16 protein-coding genes are annotated in these 14,896 nt (G+C 66.5%); 14 read left to right on the plus strand and 2 right to left on the minus strand.

Going from position 1 to position 14,896, the window contains the following annotated elements; all coding sequences use genetic code 11:
• The first annotated feature begins 74 nt into the window (after window positions 1–74).
• The 6 genes from U858_RS0116645 to U858_RS0116670 all read left to right on the plus strand — a co-directional run bounded on the left by U858_RS0116645 (window position 75) and on the right by U858_RS0116670 (window position 7,685).
• Window positions 75–596, plus strand: a complete 522-nt coding sequence (locus tag U858_RS0116645; RefSeq protein ID WP_025138281.1) for a sigma-70 family RNA polymerase sigma factor — start codon at window positions 75–77, stop codon at window positions 594–596.
• 4 nt (window positions 597–600) lie between these two features.
• A complete protein-coding gene (locus U858_RS0116650) occupies window positions 601–1,596 on the plus strand; it encodes a FecR domain-containing protein (RefSeq protein WP_025138282.1) in 996 nt (331 codons plus the stop codon).
• 224 nt (window positions 1,597–1,820) lie between these two features.
• Window positions 1,821–4,187, plus strand: a complete 2,367-nt coding sequence (locus U858_RS0116655) for a TonB-dependent siderophore receptor (RefSeq protein WP_051593601.1) — start codon at window positions 1,821–1,823, stop codon at window positions 4,185–4,187.
• Window positions 4,188–4,441: 254 nt separating this feature from the next.
• Entirely contained in the window at window positions 4,442–5,377 is a 936-nt protein-coding gene (locus tag U858_RS0116660; protein WP_025138284.1) for a 3-hydroxyacyl-CoA dehydrogenase family protein, read from the plus strand.
• 183 nt (window positions 5,378–5,560) lie between these two features.
• The gene (locus U858_RS0116665; protein ID WP_025138285.1) at window positions 5,561–6,901 is read left to right on the plus strand and encodes a short-chain fatty acid transporter; all 1,341 of its coding nucleotides are present in this window, start codon (window positions 5,561–5,563) and stop codon (window positions 6,899–6,901) included.
• A gap of 55 nt (window positions 6,902–6,956) precedes the next feature.
• Window positions 6,957–7,685 (plus strand): SDR family NAD(P)-dependent oxidoreductase, encoded by a 729-nt coding sequence (locus tag U858_RS0116670; protein ID WP_025138286.1) that lies wholly within the window; start codon window positions 6,957–6,959, stop codon window positions 7,683–7,685.
• 50 nt (window positions 7,686–7,735) lie between these two features.
• Here the strand turns inward: U858_RS0116670 and U858_RS0116675 are convergent, their stop codons facing one another.
• Window positions 7,736–8,518 (minus strand): IclR family transcriptional regulator, encoded by a 783-nt coding sequence (locus U858_RS0116675; protein WP_025138287.1) that lies wholly within the window; start codon window positions 8,516–8,518, stop codon window positions 7,736–7,738.
• Between the two features lie 169 nt (window positions 8,519–8,687).
• Between U858_RS0116675 and U858_RS0116680 the strand changes: the two genes are divergently transcribed.
• The 6 genes from U858_RS0116680 to U858_RS0116705 are packed head-to-tail and all read left to right on the plus strand — an operon-like array spanning window position 8,688 to window position 12,492.
• A complete protein-coding gene (locus U858_RS0116680) occupies window positions 8,688–9,377 on the plus strand; it encodes a 3-oxoacid CoA-transferase subunit A (protein WP_025138288.1) in 690 nt (229 codons plus the stop codon).
• A complete protein-coding gene (locus tag U858_RS0116685; RefSeq protein WP_025138289.1) occupies window positions 9,374–10,018 on the plus strand; it encodes a 3-oxoacid CoA-transferase subunit B in 645 nt (214 codons plus the stop codon). Before U858_RS0116680 ends, U858_RS0116685 begins: the two co-directional genes overlap by 4 nt.
• Before the next feature lie 11 nt (window positions 10,019–10,029).
• Window positions 10,030–10,305, plus strand: coding sequence for a muconolactone Delta-isomerase (gene catC / locus U858_RS0116690; protein WP_025138290.1), 276 nt, complete (start codon window positions 10,030–10,032; stop codon window positions 10,303–10,305).
• A gap of 12 nt (window positions 10,306–10,317) precedes the next feature.
• Window positions 10,318–10,614, plus strand: a complete 297-nt coding sequence (locus tag U858_RS0116695) for a YciI family protein (RefSeq protein ID WP_025138291.1) — start codon at window positions 10,318–10,320, stop codon at window positions 10,612–10,614.
• Window positions 10,615–10,666: 52 nt separating this feature from the next.
• On the plus strand, window positions 10,667–11,446 hold the full coding sequence (gene pcaD, locus U858_RS0116700) for a 3-oxoadipate enol-lactonase (RefSeq protein WP_025138292.1): 780 nt from the start codon (window positions 10,667–10,669) through the stop codon (window positions 11,444–11,446).
• Between the two features lie 5 nt (window positions 11,447–11,451).
• A complete protein-coding gene (locus tag U858_RS0116705; protein ID WP_025138293.1) occupies window positions 11,452–12,492 on the plus strand; it encodes a cyclase family protein in 1,041 nt (346 codons plus the stop codon).
• Between the two features lie 74 nt (window positions 12,493–12,566).
• On the opposite strand, the gene U858_RS0116710 is transcribed toward U858_RS0116705, so the two are convergent.
• A complete protein-coding gene (locus tag U858_RS0116710) occupies window positions 12,567–12,908 on the minus strand; it encodes a PsiF family protein (RefSeq protein ID WP_025138294.1) in 342 nt (113 codons plus the stop codon).
• Between the two features lie 491 nt (window positions 12,909–13,399).
• On the opposite strand from U858_RS0116710, the gene U858_RS0116715 reads away from it, so the two are divergent.
• A complete protein-coding gene (locus U858_RS0116715; RefSeq protein ID WP_025138295.1) occupies window positions 13,400–13,738 on the plus strand; it encodes an FxLYD domain-containing protein in 339 nt (112 codons plus the stop codon).
• A 172-nt stretch (window positions 13,739–13,910) separates the two neighbouring features.
• Window positions 13,911–14,561, plus strand: a complete 651-nt coding sequence (locus tag U858_RS0116720) for a carbonic anhydrase (protein WP_025138296.1) — start codon at window positions 13,911–13,913, stop codon at window positions 14,559–14,561.
• Window positions 14,562–14,896 lie beyond the last annotated feature (335 nt).

The following is a 14,896-nucleotide window of genomic DNA, read 5'->3' on the forward strand; positions in this document are numbered from 1 at the left end:
ACGCTATAAAATGAGTATTATTCTCATCTCATTGCGCCGGGCCTTCCGCATGCCTTTGCGCCGGAGGCCGTGCCATGTCCCCCCCCGAATCCGCCGTGCCGCGACAGGGCATCGAGAGCCTGTATGCCGAACACCATGGCTGGCTGCGCAGCTGGTTGCGGCGGCGGCTGGGCGACGCCTGGGACGCGGCCGACCTGGCGCACGACACCTACCTGCGCATCCTGCACAGCGGCCGCCTGCCCGAACCGCACCAGTCGCGCCAGCATCTGGCGCAGATCGCCCGCTGCCTGGTGATCGACCTGCACCGCCGCCGCCAGATCGAAGCCGCCTACCTGGAAACCATCGCCCACCTGCCGCGCCCGCAGGCGCCCTCGGAAGAAGCGCGCGCGCTGGTCATCGAGGCCCTGGTCGAGATCGACGCCATCCTCAACCAGTTGCCGGCCAAGGCGCGCGAAGCGCTGCTGCTGTGCAAGCTGGACGGCCTGCCCTACAGCGACATCGCAGCGCGGCTGGGCGTGTCGGTGTCGTCGGTGAAGAAGTACATCGCTGCCGCCCTGCTGGCCTGCTACCAGGCGCAGTGGGCGGCGCACGGTTGATGCCATGACAGACGCCTCCCGCGTGGCCCAACCGGCCCTGGACCCCGCCATCCTGCAGCAGGCGGCCGAATGGATCGCCCAGTTGTGGTCGGACGACGTCACCGACCAGGACCGCACCGACTGCGCCCGCTGGCGCGCCAGGCACCCCGATCACGAACAGGCCTGGCAGCGCCTGCTGGCGTTCGAGGGCAAGCTCCTGGGCTTGCCGCGGGACGCCGCCCGCCATGCCCTGCACCGCCCCGCAACCCGCGCCGGCCGGCGCCGCGCCCTGCGCGCGCTGAGCCTGGGAGTGATCGTGCTGGGCGCCGGCTATGCCGCACGCAGCACCGGCACCTGGCAGCGCGCAGCAGCCGACTACCGCAGCGCCACGGGCGAAATCCGCGACCTGACCCTGCCGGACGGCACCCGCGTCACCTTGTCCACCGCGTCGGCCATCGACCTGCGCTTTTCCGATACGGAACGCCTGGTGGTGCTGCGCGCAGGCGAAATCCTGATTGCCACCGCGCCCGATACCGCCGCCCAGGCGCGCCCCTTCCTGGTCCGCACGCAGCACGGCTCGGTACAGGCGCTGGGCACGCGCTACAGCGTGCGCGATGACGACGACACCACGCGCGTGGCGGTGTTCGAAGGCGCCGTTGAAATCCGACCCATGGACGCGCCGGGCCGGGCCGTCCGCCTGGATGCAGGCCAAGGCTCGCGCTTTTCGCGCGACCGCGTCGAGCCGCCCGCGGCCGCGAACGATGACGCGGCCGCCTGGAGCCGGGGCCTGCTGGTGGCCGACGGCATGCGCCTGGAAGACTTCACCGCCGAACTGGCGCGCTACCGGTCCGGCGTCGTGCGCTGCGATCCCGCGGTCGCCGACCTGCGCGTGAGCGGCGTGTTTTCACTGCGCGACACCGACAGGGCGCTGGAGAACCTGACGCGCGGGCTACCGGTGGCCGTCGTGTATCGCACGCGCTACTGGGTCACGCTGCGCGCGGCGGATCGTCCCGCGGACTGACGCCCGCCGACGCCGTTACAACTTTTCTTTGCGATCGCTTGTCCCTCAGGCCGGCTCGTTCGGGATACAGGGTGACTCCCTTTTCCCTCGACCCGATCAGCAAGGCTTACTTCATGTCCGTTCACCCGCCTTTCCGTCGCCGCCCTCCTGCCGCGCCGTCTTCCCGCCCGCTTCGTCGCTTGGCCGCCTCGCAGCGCGCCGCCGCGATCCGGCTGGCGCTCTTGATGGGCGGCGGGCTGGCCGCCTGCGCCACCGCGCCGCTGGCACAGGCCCAGGCCCAGGCCAGCGCCGAGGCGCGCCGCCCCTACACCGTGGCCGCCGGCCCGCTCAGCCAGGCGCTCAATGCCTACGCCCGCGCGGCGGGCGTCGAACTGACCATGAACGACGGCCTGCTGCAAGGCAAGCGCAGCGACGGCATCGCCGGAACCTACACCGTGGGCGAAGGTTTCGCGGCGCTGCTGCGCGGCCACGGCCTGCAAGCCCGGCGCGAAGCCAACGGCAGCTATACCCTCGCGCCCGCACCAGCCGCGTCGTCGGACGCCACCACGCTGGAGGCCGTCACCGTCACCGCACGGCCGGAAAGCGCCACCGGTCCGTTGCATGGCTACGCCGCCCGCGTCAGCGCCACCGGCACCAAGACCGACACGCCCATCATCGAAACGCCCCAATCGATCACGGTGGTGGGGGCGGAAGAAATCGAGACGCTCAAGGCGCAGAGCCTGCAGGACGCGCTGGGCTACGTGGCGGGCGTGAGCCGCGCGGAAGGCCAGGACCGTACCTCCGACAGCCTGTTCCTGCGCGGCTTTCGCGGCAGCCAGGGCAACTATTTCCGCGACGGTACGTTGTACACCGTGAACATCTACAACGGGCGCCAGGAGCTTTACGGCCTGGAACGGGTCGAATTCCTCAAAGGCGCAGCCTCGGTACTCTATGGTGCCGCGCCGCCGGGCGGCGTGATCAACACGGTCAGCAAGCGGCCCACTGTCGAACCGCTGCATGAACTGAACATCGAGGCGGGCAACTTTCGCCGCAAGCAGATTTCCGGCGACTTTGGCGGCGCACTCGATGACGAGGGCAAATGGTCATATCGCCTGACCGCTCTCAAGCGCGACAGCGACGCCTTCATCGATTACGTCCCCGATGACCGGACCTACGTGGCCCCGGCGCTCAAGTGGCAGCCCACCGATGCCACCTCCCTGACGCTGCTGGCCGAATACCAGGAGGACCGCACGGCCTATGTCTATGGCCTGCCGGCGCAGGGCACGGTGCTGCCAAACATCAACGGCAAGATCCCCCGCAACCGCTACACCGGCGAACCCGGCTTCGACAAATTCGTCATGAAGCGCTATTCGGTCGGCTACCTGTTCGAACACGCGTTCACGGACCAGCTCAAGCTACGCAACAGCGTGCGCTACTTCCACGCAGACAGCACCTATTTCTCTACCGACATCTGGCGGTTGCAAGCCGACCAGCGCCACACGGCCGACCGCGGCGCCATGCCGCGCTGGGACCGTTCATCCGCCGTGGTGGCCGATACGTCGCTGCAGTACGACCTGGATACCGGCCCGCTGCACCACACGTGGCTGGCCGGCCTGGACTATTCGCTGCCCAAGCATGAGACCGAGCGCTATGTGCGCGCCAACAACAACATCGATCTCTACGACCCGGTCTACGGCGTGCCCCTGGGGCCCGCGCAACCCTTCCCGGGATCGTCCTCGAAAAGCGACATGAAACGTCTGGGTGTCTATCTCCAGGATCAGATCAAGATCGCCGACAAATGGGTCGTGCTGCTGGGGGGGCGGCACGACTGGGTCACGCTCAACGAGCGCAATTTCTTCACGGGTGAAAAGCTCGCGGACAATGAAAAGAGCCAGGCCTTCACCGGCCGCGCCGGCGTGGTCTACCTGGCCGACAATGGCCTCGCGCCGTTCCTGAGCTACAGCGAATCGTTCGAGCCGACCAGCGGCCAGGATCGCCAGGGCAACCGCTTCAAGCCCACCACCGGCCAACAATACGAGGCCGGCCTGCGCTACCAGCCGGCGGGGTCGGACACCATGCTGTCCGCGGCGATCTACCAGCTGACGCGCAAGAACGTGACCGTGGCCGACCCGTTCGACACGAACTATGAAATCCAGGCCGGACAGGCCCGAGCACGCGGCCTGGAACTGGAAGCCCGCACCCGCATCGGCCGCCACGCCAACCTGATCGCCGCCTACGCCTATACCGATGCGCGCACGCTCAAGGCCAGCCCGCTGCAGCCCGACGAGGTCGGCAAGCGCCTGAACTCGGTGCCCTTCAATCAATTCTCGGTATGGGGCGACTATGGCTTCGGCGCCTTCGGCCTGCCGGGGCTGCGGGTCGGCGCGGGCGTGCGCTATGTCGGCAGCACGCGCGGCATGGCGCACGGCACGGCGGTCGAGGTGCCGTCGTTCACGCTGCTCGATGCCATGGTCAGCTACACCACCGGACCATGGCGGTTCGCGCTCAACGCCACCAACCTGGCCGACAAGACCTACATCGGCAGCTGCACCTACGGCTGCTTCTATGGCGAGCCGCGTCGGGTGATCGGCACGGCAAGCTATCGCTGGTAACGCCGTGACCGGCGGGGGCGAATGGCCCCCGCCGTCCACCTGGCGTACACCCCCAAAACCCCATTTGTCCACCCCCGGCAACTTTTAGTACTATCTTCCTCAGAAATTCTATATACGCACAAATGTTCGCATATAGAACACAACGATTTTTCTGGCCCGCGCACAGGAAGACACCGACGGAAGAGACAGATCGCATTTCCCTGGTTCCGCCTGTGCTGCCTGCCGCGCGCCATGTAAGGCCCAAGCGAACCCTCATGGATACTCCCCTCAAGCATCTCGCCGTCATCGGCGCCGGCGCCATGGGCAGCGGCATCGCCGCCCTCTTCGCCTCGAAGGGACTGAACATCGTCCTGATTGATCCGATGGCCGGCGCCCTCGAACGCGCCCGCGGCACCATCGAACGCCAGCTCAACGTCTACGCCCCCGGCCAGGTGCAAGAGACCCTGCAGCGCATCCGCATGGAATCCGACCTGTCCGCCGCCGTCGACAGCGACCTCATCATCGAGGCCGTCCCGGAAAACCTGGAACTCAAGCGCAGCCTGTTCGCCAAGCTCGACGCCCTGTGTCCGCCCCAGGCCATCTTCGCCACCAACACCTCGGGCTTGTCCATCAACGCCATCGCCAGCGCCGTGGCGCGCCGCGACCGCTTCGTGGGCACCCACTTCTTCACGCCTGCCGACGTCATTCCGCTGGTCGAAGTCGTGCGCAACGACGACACGTCCGAAGACACCGTCGCCCGCGTCATGGCCACCCTGCGCTTTGGCGGCAAGCGGCCCGTGCTGGTGCGCCAGGACATCCCCGGCTTCATCGCCAACCGCATCCAGCACGCCCTGGCCCGCGAAGCCATCTCGCTGCTGGAAAAGGGCGTGGCCAGCGCCGAAGACATCGACGAAGTCGTGAAATGGAGCCTCGGCATCCGCCTGGCCCTGTCCGGCCCGCTCGAACAGCGCGACATGAACGGCATCGACGTGCATCACGCCATTGCCAGCTATCTCTACCAAGACCTCGAAAACCGCACCACGCCGTCCGACCTGCTCACGAGCAAAGTCGAACAGGGCCAGTTGGGCGCCAAGAGCGGCCAGGGTTTCTACACCTGGAGCCCCGAGCGCCGCGAACAGGTACTGCGCGAGAAAAGCGCCGCCCTGGGCGAACTGGCCGCCTGGCTGAACCAGAAAGCCGGCGATTCCTGACGCCCCTCAGGCACCCCGAATACCCATTACATAAGGCGCGCGGCAACCCGCCAGACGCGCCAGCGGGCCACGAGCCCACCACACAAAGAAACCGATCGTCCCACCCGCTGCGCGCCCCTACCCGGCGCGTCGCGGCGCAAGACACCAGAGCAATACGCCTTACCGGAGTTCGTTGGAGGCATCATGAATAAATTGGCATCTTTTTTTACTGAGCTGATGCGCAAGTATCTGCCCGATCCTTTCGTTTTCGCGATCGCGCTGACCTTGCTCACCGTGCTGCTGGCCATGGGCATCGAAGGCCAGGGCATCGGCGACGTCACGCGCGCCTGGGGCAAGGGCTTCTGGAGCCTTTTGGCATTCACCACCCAGATGGCCGTGATCCTGGCCATGGGCTACGTGCTGGCCACCGCGCCGCTGACCGACCGCCTGCTCAACCGCATCGTCAGCCACGTGCACAAGCCGCACACCGCCATCATCGTCGCCACCCTGGTCGGCGGCGTGGGCAGCTACCTGAACTGGGGCTTCGGCCTGGTCATCGGCGGCATCGTCGCCAAGAAGCTGGCGCTCAAGGTCAAGGGCGTGCACTACCCCCTGATCATCGCCTCGGCCTACAGCGGCTTCACCATGTACGGCCTGGGCCTGTCCGCCAGCATCCCCGTGCTGGTCGCCACCCCCGGCCACCCCACCGCCAAGCAGATGGGCATCATCCCGCTGACCGAAACCATCTTCTCGGTGCCCATGCTGATCACCAGCCTGGTCATCATCGTGACGCTGCCGCTGCTCAACGCCTGGCTGCACCCGAAGAAGGGCGAGAAGATCGTCGAAGTGGACCCGGCCATCGACCGCGACGCCAACGCGTCCAACGCGGCCGAAGACATGCTGGAAAAAGGCACCATTGCCTCCAAGCTCAACAACAGCCGCATCCTCAGCCTGCTGATCGGCGCGCTGGGCGTGGCCTACGTGGCGTTCCACTTCATCGACGGCGGTTCGCTCGACCTGAACCTGATCAACTTCATCATCCTGTTCCTGGGCATCATCCTGCTGGGCACGCCGGCCGCCTACGTGGCCAAGCTGACCGAAGGCATCAAGACGATCTCGGGCATCATCCTGCAGTACCCGTTCTACGCCGGCATCATGGCCATCATGGCCGCCTCGGGCCTGGTCACCACCATCTCCAAGGTCTTCGTCGACGTCGCCACGCCGGCCACGCTGCCGTTCTGGGGCCTGATCAGCTCGTTCGTCATCAACTTCTTCGCGCCGTCGGCCGGCGGCCACTGGGTCATCCAGGGTCCGTTCATGATCGACGCCGCCCGCGAAATCGGCAGCGCGCTGAACCAGACCACCATGGCCGTGATGCTGGGCAACGCCTGGAACGACCTGGTGCAGCCCTTCTGGATCCTGCCGGCCCTGGCGCTGTCCAAGCTGAAGCTGCGCGACGTGATGGGCTACACGGTCATCATGATGCTGTGGGTGGGCGTGATCCACATCACCGCCGTGCTGGCCTGGGGCTACTTGACCCACTGATAGCCGCGGCGCCCCGCGGGGCGCCGCGCACCAAAGACTGGAACGGGAAACCGATATGAGCAAACCTACCGCATATCTCGTGACCGGCGGCAGCGCCGGGATCGGCGCCGCCATCATCCGCATGCTGCTGGACGCGGGGCACAAGGTGGTCAATATCGACTACAAGCTGCCCGAGAATCCGCCTGCCGGGCTGGTGTCGTACCAGGCCGACCTGACCGATGAAGCGCGCACCAAGGCGGTTGCCGCCGAAGTCACCGCGGCCTACAACATCGTCGGGTTGGTGAACAATGCCGGCGCCACGCGCCCGGGCACCGCCGATACGGCCACGCTGGCCGACCTGGACTATGTGGTGAACCTGCATCTGCGCACCGCGCTGATCCTGGTGCAGGCCGCGCTGCCCGCCATGCGCGAAGCCGGCTTCGGCCGCATCGTCAACATGTCGTCGCGCGCCGCGCTGGGCAAGCCGGACCGCGTGGTCTATTCGGCCACCAAGGCAGGTCTGGTCGGACTCACGCGCACGCTGGCCATGGAACTGGGCGGCGACGGCATCACCGTCAACGCCATCGGCCCCGGCCCCATTGCCACCGACTTGTTCACCAAGAGCAACCCGGCCGGCGCGCCCCAGACCGAACGCATCATCAACAGCATCGTGGTCAAGCGCCTGGGCACGCCCGAAGACGTGGCACGCGCCGCGATGTTCTTCCTGTCGCCCGACAACGGCTTCGTCACCGGCCAGATGCTGTATGTCTGCGGCGGCACGACGCTGGGCGTCGCCCCGATCTGAGGCCCGCCGCCATGCGCGCCCGCAACCTGTTCACCGCGCGTTCGCGCCGCCTAGCGGCGCAGCAGCGCGTGGTTGATCTGGTCGGCGGCGCGGCGCAGCGGCGGCAGGAATGCGGCCAGCATTTCCTCGCGCGAAAAACGATTGGCATGACCGCTGACGTTCATCGCCGCGATCACGCGGCCGCTGCGGTCCACGATGGGTACGGCCACCGATTGCAGGCCGGGTTCCAGTTCCTGCGCCACGCAGGCGTAGCCATCGGCGCGCACGCCGGCCAGCAGCCGCTTCAGTTCGGCGACGTCGGTCACGGTGTGCGGGGTGTAGGCCTGGATCTGGCTCATGGCCAGCACCCGGTCCAGCTCGGCGGCGGACAAGCCCGCCAGCAGCACCCGGCCCATCGATGTGGCCCATGCCGGCAGCCGGCTGCCCACCGCCAGGTTGATGGTCATGACCTTGTGCGTCGACAGCCGCAAGATGTAGACGATGTCGGCGCCTTCCAGCACCGACACGGAACACGACTCGCGCGTCAGTTCGGCCACTTCTTCCATGTAGGGCAGCGCCAAGTTCCACAGCGGCGTGCCCGACAGATAGGCGTAGCCCAGTTCCAGGATGCGCGGGGTCAGGGTGAACTTGCGGTCTTCGACCGTGACGTAGCCCAGATGTTCGAGCGTCAACAGTATGCGGCGCGCGCCCGCCCGGGTCAGGCCGGTGACGGCGGCGACCTCGGACAAGGTCATCTGCGAACGCTCGGGGCCGAAGGCCCGGATCACGGACAGGCCGCGCGCAAAGGATTGAACGTAGCTGTCGCTGGGTTGCTGGGTTTCTTGCTCGGCCATCCGTCTACCGCGAAAAGAAGCGTTGCCGTTGCCGGCAACCCTGAACGGGGGAGATCGCACCGCGCCGGCTTGCCTTGACGGTCGACTATCCCCATGAAACGATGTTCTTCAGAAGAACGAAAGTTCTAATTAAGAACAAATTATGACACGCCACCTATGAGCGAACACCATGATTTCTAAGCTTGTTGCAAGCGCGGCGGCCGCCCTCGCCGACGTCCCCGACGGCGCCACCGTCATGATCGGCGGCTTCGGCACCGCCGGCCAGCCCATGGAACTGATCGACGCCCTGCTCGAACAAGGCGCGAAAGACCTGGTCATCATCAACAACAACGCCGGCAACGGCACCACCGGCCTGGCCGCCCTGCTGGGCGCCAACCGCGTGCGCAAGATCATCTGCTCGTTCCCGCGCCAGGTGGATTCGCAGATCTTCGACGGCCTGTACCGCAGCGGCAAGATCGAGCTTGAACTGGTGCCCCAAGGCAACCTGGCCGAGCGCATCCGCGCCGCCGGCGCCGGCATCGGCGCGTTCTTCTCGCCCACCGGCTACGGCACCCCGCTGGCCGACGGCAAGGAAACCCGCGAAATCAACGGCCGCCAGTACGTGCTGGAGTATCCGCTGCACGCCGACTACGCGCTCATCAAGGCCGAGCGCGGCGACCGCTGGGGCAACCTGGTGTACCGCAAGACCGCGCGCAACTTCGGTCCCATCATGGCCAGCGCCGCGCGCGTCGCCGTGGCCCAGGTGCGTGAAGTCGTCGAACTGGGCACGCTGGACCCGGAAACCGTCGTCACCCCCGGCATCTTCGTGCAGCGCGTCGTGCAGATCGACGCCACCCCGGCCGCCAAGGAGCAGCAATGAGCACCAAACTGACCCGCGACCAGATCGCCGCCCGCGTTGCGCAAGACATCCCTGAAGGCGCCTACGTCAACCTCGGCATCGGCCTGCCCACCCTGGTGGCCAATCACCTGCCGGCCGACCGCGAAGTCATCCTGCACACCGAAAACGGCATGCTGGGCATGGGCCCGGCCCCGGCCAAGGGCGAAGAAGACTACGACCTGATCAACGCCGGCAAGCAGCCCGTCACCGAACTGCCCGGCTGCTCGTTCTTCCACCATGCCGACTCGTTCGCCATGATGCGCGGCGGCCACCTGGACATCTGCGTGCTGGGCGCCTTCCAGGTGTCGCAGCACGGCGACCTGGCCAACTGGCACACCGGCGCGCCCGACGCGATCCCCGCCGTGGGCGGCGCGATGGACCTGGCCATCGGCGCCAAGGACGTGTTCGTGATGATGGAACTGACCACCCGCGAAGGCCAGAGCAAGCTGGTCGAGGCCTGCACCTATCCGCTGACCGGCGTGCGCTGCGTGTCGCGCGTGTACACGGACGTGGCCGTGTTCGACATCCGCGCCGACGGCGTGACCGTCATCGACATGTTCGGCGAGGTCACCGCCGACGAGCTGCTGCGCCTGACCGGCCTGCCGCTGAAGTTTTCCCAATAAGGAGATAAGCAATGCTGTTCATGGTTCAAATGCAAGTCAACCTACCCGTCGACATGCCGGCTGAACGCGCCGACAAACTCAAGGCCGACGAAAAGGCCCTGGCGCAGCAACTGCAGCGCGATGGCAAATGGAAGAGCCTGTGGCGCGTGGTCGGCCGTTACGCCAACGTCAGCATCTTCGACGTCGAAAGCAACGACGAGCTGCACACGCTGCTGTCGTCGCTGCCGCTGTTCCCGTACATGGACATCGACGTCACGGCGCTGGCGCGCCACCCGTCCGCGATCTGACCGGAGCCGCCCATGCCCTACATCATCGAAACCTTCGACAAGCCCGGCCACCAGGCCGTGCGCCAGCAGCACCGCGCCGCGCACCTGGAATACCTGGATGCCAACAAGCACCTGCTGCTGGCCTGCGGCGCCAAGCTGCAGGACGACGGCACGGATGCGGGCGGCGGCCTGTACATCGTCGACCTGGACACGCGCGAAGCCGCGCAGCAGTTCATCGATGCCGACCCGTTCGCCCATGCCCAGCTGTTTGACCGCGTGACCATCACCCGCTGGCGCAAAGCCTACGTCAACGGCACCTGCCATCTGTAATCAAGACACGGCCGCCCCCGGGCGGCCGTTGCCCATTCCCGAGGATTTCCCCATGTCTTACGCCGATCTCAGCCAGGCAAGGCTGTTCTACGTCATCGACGGCCCCGCCGACGCGCCGGTGCTGGTGCTGTCCAATTCGCTCGGCACCTGCGCCGACATGTGGGCGCGCCAGGTGCCCGAATTGAGCAAGCACTTTCGCGTGCTGCGCTACGACACCCGCGGGCATGGCAAATCCTCGGTACCTGATGGCGAATACTCCTTTGCCCAGCTGGGCAACGACGTGGCCGAACTGCTGGCCCACCTGAACATCAAGCAGGCGCACTTCTGCGGCCTGTCGATGGGCGGCCCCACCGGCCTGTGGCTGGCGCTGAACCGCCCCGAACTGATCAACAAGCTGATCCTGTGCAACACCGCCGCGCGCATCGGCTCGGCCGAAGGCTGGAGCACCCGCATCGCCGCCGTGGCCGAACAGACGCTGGAAAAGATGGCGCCCACGCTGGTCCAGCGCTGGCTGACCGACGACTACCGCGCCGCCGAACCGGGCCTGACCCAAGTGCTGATCGACATGCTGCGCCGCACGCCCGACGCCGGCTATTCGGGCAACTGCGCCGCGCTGCGCGATGCCGATTTCCGCGAACAGGTGTCGGCCATCAAGGCCCCCACGCTGGTCATCGCCAGCACCCACGACCTGGCCGCCACGCCCGCCCAGGGCCGCGAACTGACCGATGCCATCGCCGGCGCGCAGTACCTGGAATTGAATACCTCCCATATTTCCAACTGGGAGCAACCGGAAGCCTTCACCCGCGCGGTCGTCGACTTCCTGACGGAGTGAACCGCATGCAGCGCTGGACCCACCGGCCCGAAGGCTCCAACTGGGGCGACTTCGGACACGACGACCAACTCGGCCGCCTGAACCTCATCACCGAAGAACAAGTCTTGAAGGGCGCGCGTGAAATCCGCGCCGGCAAGACATTCTGCCTGTCCCTACCCCTGGACCTGCCCGGCGGCAACGTGCTCAACCCGCGCCGCCATCCGCCGCAGCTGAGCCCGACGAAGCTGCAGGACACGCCCTACCTGAACTTCCCCCTGCGCAACGTCAACCCCGATGCGGTGGACGTGCTGAGCGACGACCAGGTGCTGCTGTCCATGCAGTATTCCACCCAGTGGGACGCCCTGGCGCACGTGGGCGCGCTGTTCGACGCCGACGGCGACGGCAAGCCCGAACTGCGCTACTACAACGGCTTCCAGGCCGGCGTGGACGTGCTGGGCCCGGCCGATGGCGACCACACCGGCTGCGGCTGCAACAGCGGCGGCCCGTCGGCCGCACTGAAGCTGGGCGTGGAAAACCTGGCCCAGAAAGGCATGCAGGGCCGCGGCGTACTGGTCGACCTTTTTCGCCACTACGGCCCCGGCCGCACGCTGATCGGACACGCCGAACTCATGCACGTGCTGACCACCGACCACATCGAGGTCGAACCCGGCGACATGCTGGTGCTGCGCACCGGCTACGCCGAGGCGGTCGTCGCCATGAACGGCGCGCCGGACGCCCAGGTGCTGCACACCTACGGCGCCGCGCTGGACGGCACCGATGCCGCGCTGCTGCAATGGATCACCGACAGCGGCATCGCCGCCATCTGCGCCGACAACTACGCGGTCGAGGCCTACCCCGCCCGCGAAAAGACCGGCCCGCGCGCCATGCTGCCGCTGCACCACCATTGCCTGTTCAAGCTGGGCCTGCCCCTGGCCGAACTCTGGTATCTCAAAGACCTGGCTGACTGGCTGCACGCCAACGGCCGCCACCGCTTCATGCTGACCGCCCCGCCGCTGCGCCTGCCGCACGCGATCGGATCGCCGGTCACGCCGATCGCGACGGTGTAAGCCACGCGGTATCTTCCAAAGAAAAAGCGCCGGCCCGTTCAACGGTCGGCGCTTTTTTTTGCATCAAGCGGCGTTCAGCCCTTCAGGCAGGTGCTCATGAACGTCTTGCGCTTGTCGCCGGTCAGCTTCTGTTCGCCGGCCTTGGCGTTGCAGTCCTTCATCTTCTGCTGCTGCGGCGTCAGCTGCTTGGCGGGCGCCGGGGCCTCGCCCTTCAGGCACGCGCTCATGTAGGTCTTGCGATCGTCGCCCTTCTTGCCTTCCGCCGACTTGTTGCAATCGGCCATGCGCTGCTGCTGCGCGGTAGGCGTCTTCGCGGGAGCGGGCGTGGTGGCGGCGGGCGTCTGGGCATAGGCGGTGCCCAGGAAGCTGGCGGACAACACAATGGCCGAAGCCAACTGGCTAGTACGGGAAAGCATGAGTTCCTCCCTTGAGCGCCCGCCGACGCCATCCACGCGCACAACCGGGCCGCACGTTCCGCCGGCCAAGGTGCCGGCCCGGTCATCATCGGACAAACCAGACCGCTTCGCAAGCGCCCAAAAGACAACAAATGCTAACGCCGCAGCCCCATTCAGCTTGCGGAAAGGCGCAGCAAAAACGCCCGGGTCCACACCGCCAATCCGCCCGAGAAAACGCGGCAACTTCGCCACAGATCACCGTCACGCCCGCGCACGAACATCCCCGAAAATGCGCCCAACCACCCACAACTTGGAGACATTCCGATGCACTTGTGGCATCCGCAGAGAAATCTGCGGCAAATCCGCGCAACCTGTTACCCATTCATCCTTTTAGGCCGTTGTGCCCGCGCGCTGAAAGGTGTGAGATAGGCGCATACCCGCGGCAACGCCAAGCAAAAGACCGCGTCCCAGGCAGCCCGGCTCGCGCCGCGCCGGCCTCACAGGAGACCCGCATGAAAACCGCCCTCGCCTTCGTCGCCCTGCTGGCCGGCCTGACCGGCGCTGCCAGCGCGCAAAGCTTCTTCTACGGCGTCACCCTGGGCAACATCCAGGCCATCCGCGACACCAACGAAAACGTCTCCACCATCACGGGCTCCCTCGCCAACCAGTCCACCCGCGCCGTCAACAACGTCATGCTCACCTTCGTCCTCTACGACGACCAGGGCCGCGAAGTCGGCCGCGTCCGCGACGACGACATCGGCCCCCTCGCCCCCGGCCAGATCAAGATGATCCGCGCCATCACCCCCCTGCAATTCGCCAAAGTGACTGCGCTAGACATCAGGGCTAGATAGCGGGATGGCCACCAAAAACCCTGGCGACATCAGGGTTTAGTCAAACAAGTCCGGGTCCAAGTATGGGAAAATTCCGTATGCCGACTCGACAAAAGGGGCTTCCACACGAAGCCCCTTGTTGCGTCCGCGGCGCGCCAGCACGCCTGGCATCGTTACCAAGGAAGTGAAGATCATGTTTCCCAAAAGACTCACCGAAGGCTATCAATCGTTTCTCGAAGGCCGTTTCCATTCCGAACGCAGCCGCTACGAAAAACTGGCCGAAACTGGGCAAAGCCCGGAAATCCTGATCATCGGCTGCTGCGACTCCCGCGTCTCGCCCGAAGCGATCTTCGATGCCGGCCCCGGCGAAATGTTCGTCGTGCGCAACGTCGCCAACCTCGTCCCGCCCTGTGACCCCGACTCCGAATCCTCGTACCACGGCACCAGTGCCGCCATCGAATTCGCCGTCAACGGCCTGAACGTCAAACACATCGTCGTCCTCGGCCACGCCTCCTGCGGCGGCATCCGCGCCTTCTTCGACGACGCCAAGCCCCTCACCAAGGGCGACTTCATCGGCAAGTGGATGTCCCAGATCGCCCCCGTCGCCGAAGCCATCGGCCCCGGCACCGACGACCGCGCCGCCAACCTCAAGCGCCTGGAACTCGCCGTCATCGGCCACAGCCTGAACAACCTGATGACCTTCCCCTCCATCCGCCGCCGCGTGGAAAAGGGCGAACTCGAACTGCACGGCACCTACTTCGGCGTCGCCACCGGCGTCCTCTTCCTGCGCGACCCCGCCACCGGCGAATTCCACCCCTGCCTGGAAACCGGCCTGCCCGCCTAAGCCACACCCCCAGCGCGGCGGCCAAGCCGCCGTGCTGAGCGCAAGCACCGACATCGCCAAGCCCAAAGGCGTACGCACTTTTCAAACGCTGGCAACAACACGGGCACGAGCCACACGGCGCAAACCCCGCCAAGTCGCCAGCGTCCCCCACTCTCCACCAGCGCGCAGCGTCATCCGCCGACGCAAGACACCACGTAAGCCGAGCAAGGCCGCCCGCGCGGCCGGCACGAGGCGAGCCCCGCAACCCGCTCCAACCCCAAACGATCCAGGCCACCACGCCAAGCACACCGCCCGCCCCAACGCCCGCGAGTAAGGCACATCAAGAGCGCGTGACG

Source organism: Achromobacter sp. DH1f, from assembly GCF_000633435.1.
In the GTDB taxonomy this organism is placed as follows: domain Bacteria; phylum Pseudomonadota; class Gammaproteobacteria; order Burkholderiales; family Burkholderiaceae_B; genus Achromobacter; species Achromobacter deleyi.

What these genes read in the sequence shown, in the direction of transcription:
- U858_RS0116645 (WP_025138281.1), top strand. Translation starts at nt 75, where the DNA reads ATGTCCCCCCCCGAATCCGCCGTGCCGCGACAGGGCATCGAGAGCCTG.
- U858_RS0116650 (WP_025138282.1), top strand. Translation starts at nt 601, where the DNA reads ATGACAGACGCCTCCCGCGTGGCCCAACCGGCCCTGGACCCCGCCATC.
- U858_RS0116655 (WP_051593601.1), top strand. Translation starts at nt 1,821, where the DNA reads ATGGGCGGCGGGCTGGCCGCCTGCGCCACCGCGCCGCTGGCACAGGCC.
- U858_RS0116660 (WP_025138284.1), top strand. Translation starts at nt 4,442, where the DNA reads ATGGATACTCCCCTCAAGCATCTCGCCGTCATCGGCGCCGGCGCCATG.
- U858_RS0116665 (WP_025138285.1), top strand. Translation starts at nt 5,561, where the DNA reads ATGAATAAATTGGCATCTTTTTTTACTGAGCTGATGCGCAAGTATCTG.
- U858_RS0116670 (WP_025138286.1), top strand. Translation starts at nt 6,957, where the DNA reads ATGAGCAAACCTACCGCATATCTCGTGACCGGCGGCAGCGCCGGGATC.
- U858_RS0116675 (WP_025138287.1), bottom strand. Translation starts at nt 8,518, where the DNA reads ATGGCCGAGCAAGAAACCCAGCAACCCAGCGACAGCTACGTTCAATCC.
- U858_RS0116680 (WP_025138288.1), top strand. Translation starts at nt 8,688, where the DNA reads ATGATTTCTAAGCTTGTTGCAAGCGCGGCGGCCGCCCTCGCCGACGTC.
- U858_RS0116685 (WP_025138289.1), top strand. Translation starts at nt 9,374, where the DNA reads ATGAGCACCAAACTGACCCGCGACCAGATCGCCGCCCGCGTTGCGCAA.
- catC (WP_025138290.1), top strand. Translation starts at nt 10,030, where the DNA reads ATGCTGTTCATGGTTCAAATGCAAGTCAACCTACCCGTCGACATGCCG.
- U858_RS0116695 (WP_025138291.1), top strand. Translation starts at nt 10,318, where the DNA reads ATGCCCTACATCATCGAAACCTTCGACAAGCCCGGCCACCAGGCCGTG.
- pcaD (WP_025138292.1), top strand. Translation starts at nt 10,667, where the DNA reads ATGTCTTACGCCGATCTCAGCCAGGCAAGGCTGTTCTACGTCATCGAC.
- U858_RS0116705 (WP_025138293.1), top strand. Translation starts at nt 11,452, where the DNA reads ATGCAGCGCTGGACCCACCGGCCCGAAGGCTCCAACTGGGGCGACTTC.
- U858_RS0116710 (WP_025138294.1), bottom strand. Translation starts at nt 12,908, where the DNA reads ATGCTTTCCCGTACTAGCCAGTTGGCTTCGGCCATTGTGTTGTCCGCC.
- U858_RS0116715 (WP_025138295.1), top strand. Translation starts at nt 13,400, where the DNA reads ATGAAAACCGCCCTCGCCTTCGTCGCCCTGCTGGCCGGCCTGACCGGC.
- U858_RS0116720 (WP_025138296.1), top strand. Translation starts at nt 13,911, where the DNA reads ATGTTTCCCAAAAGACTCACCGAAGGCTATCAATCGTTTCTCGAAGGC.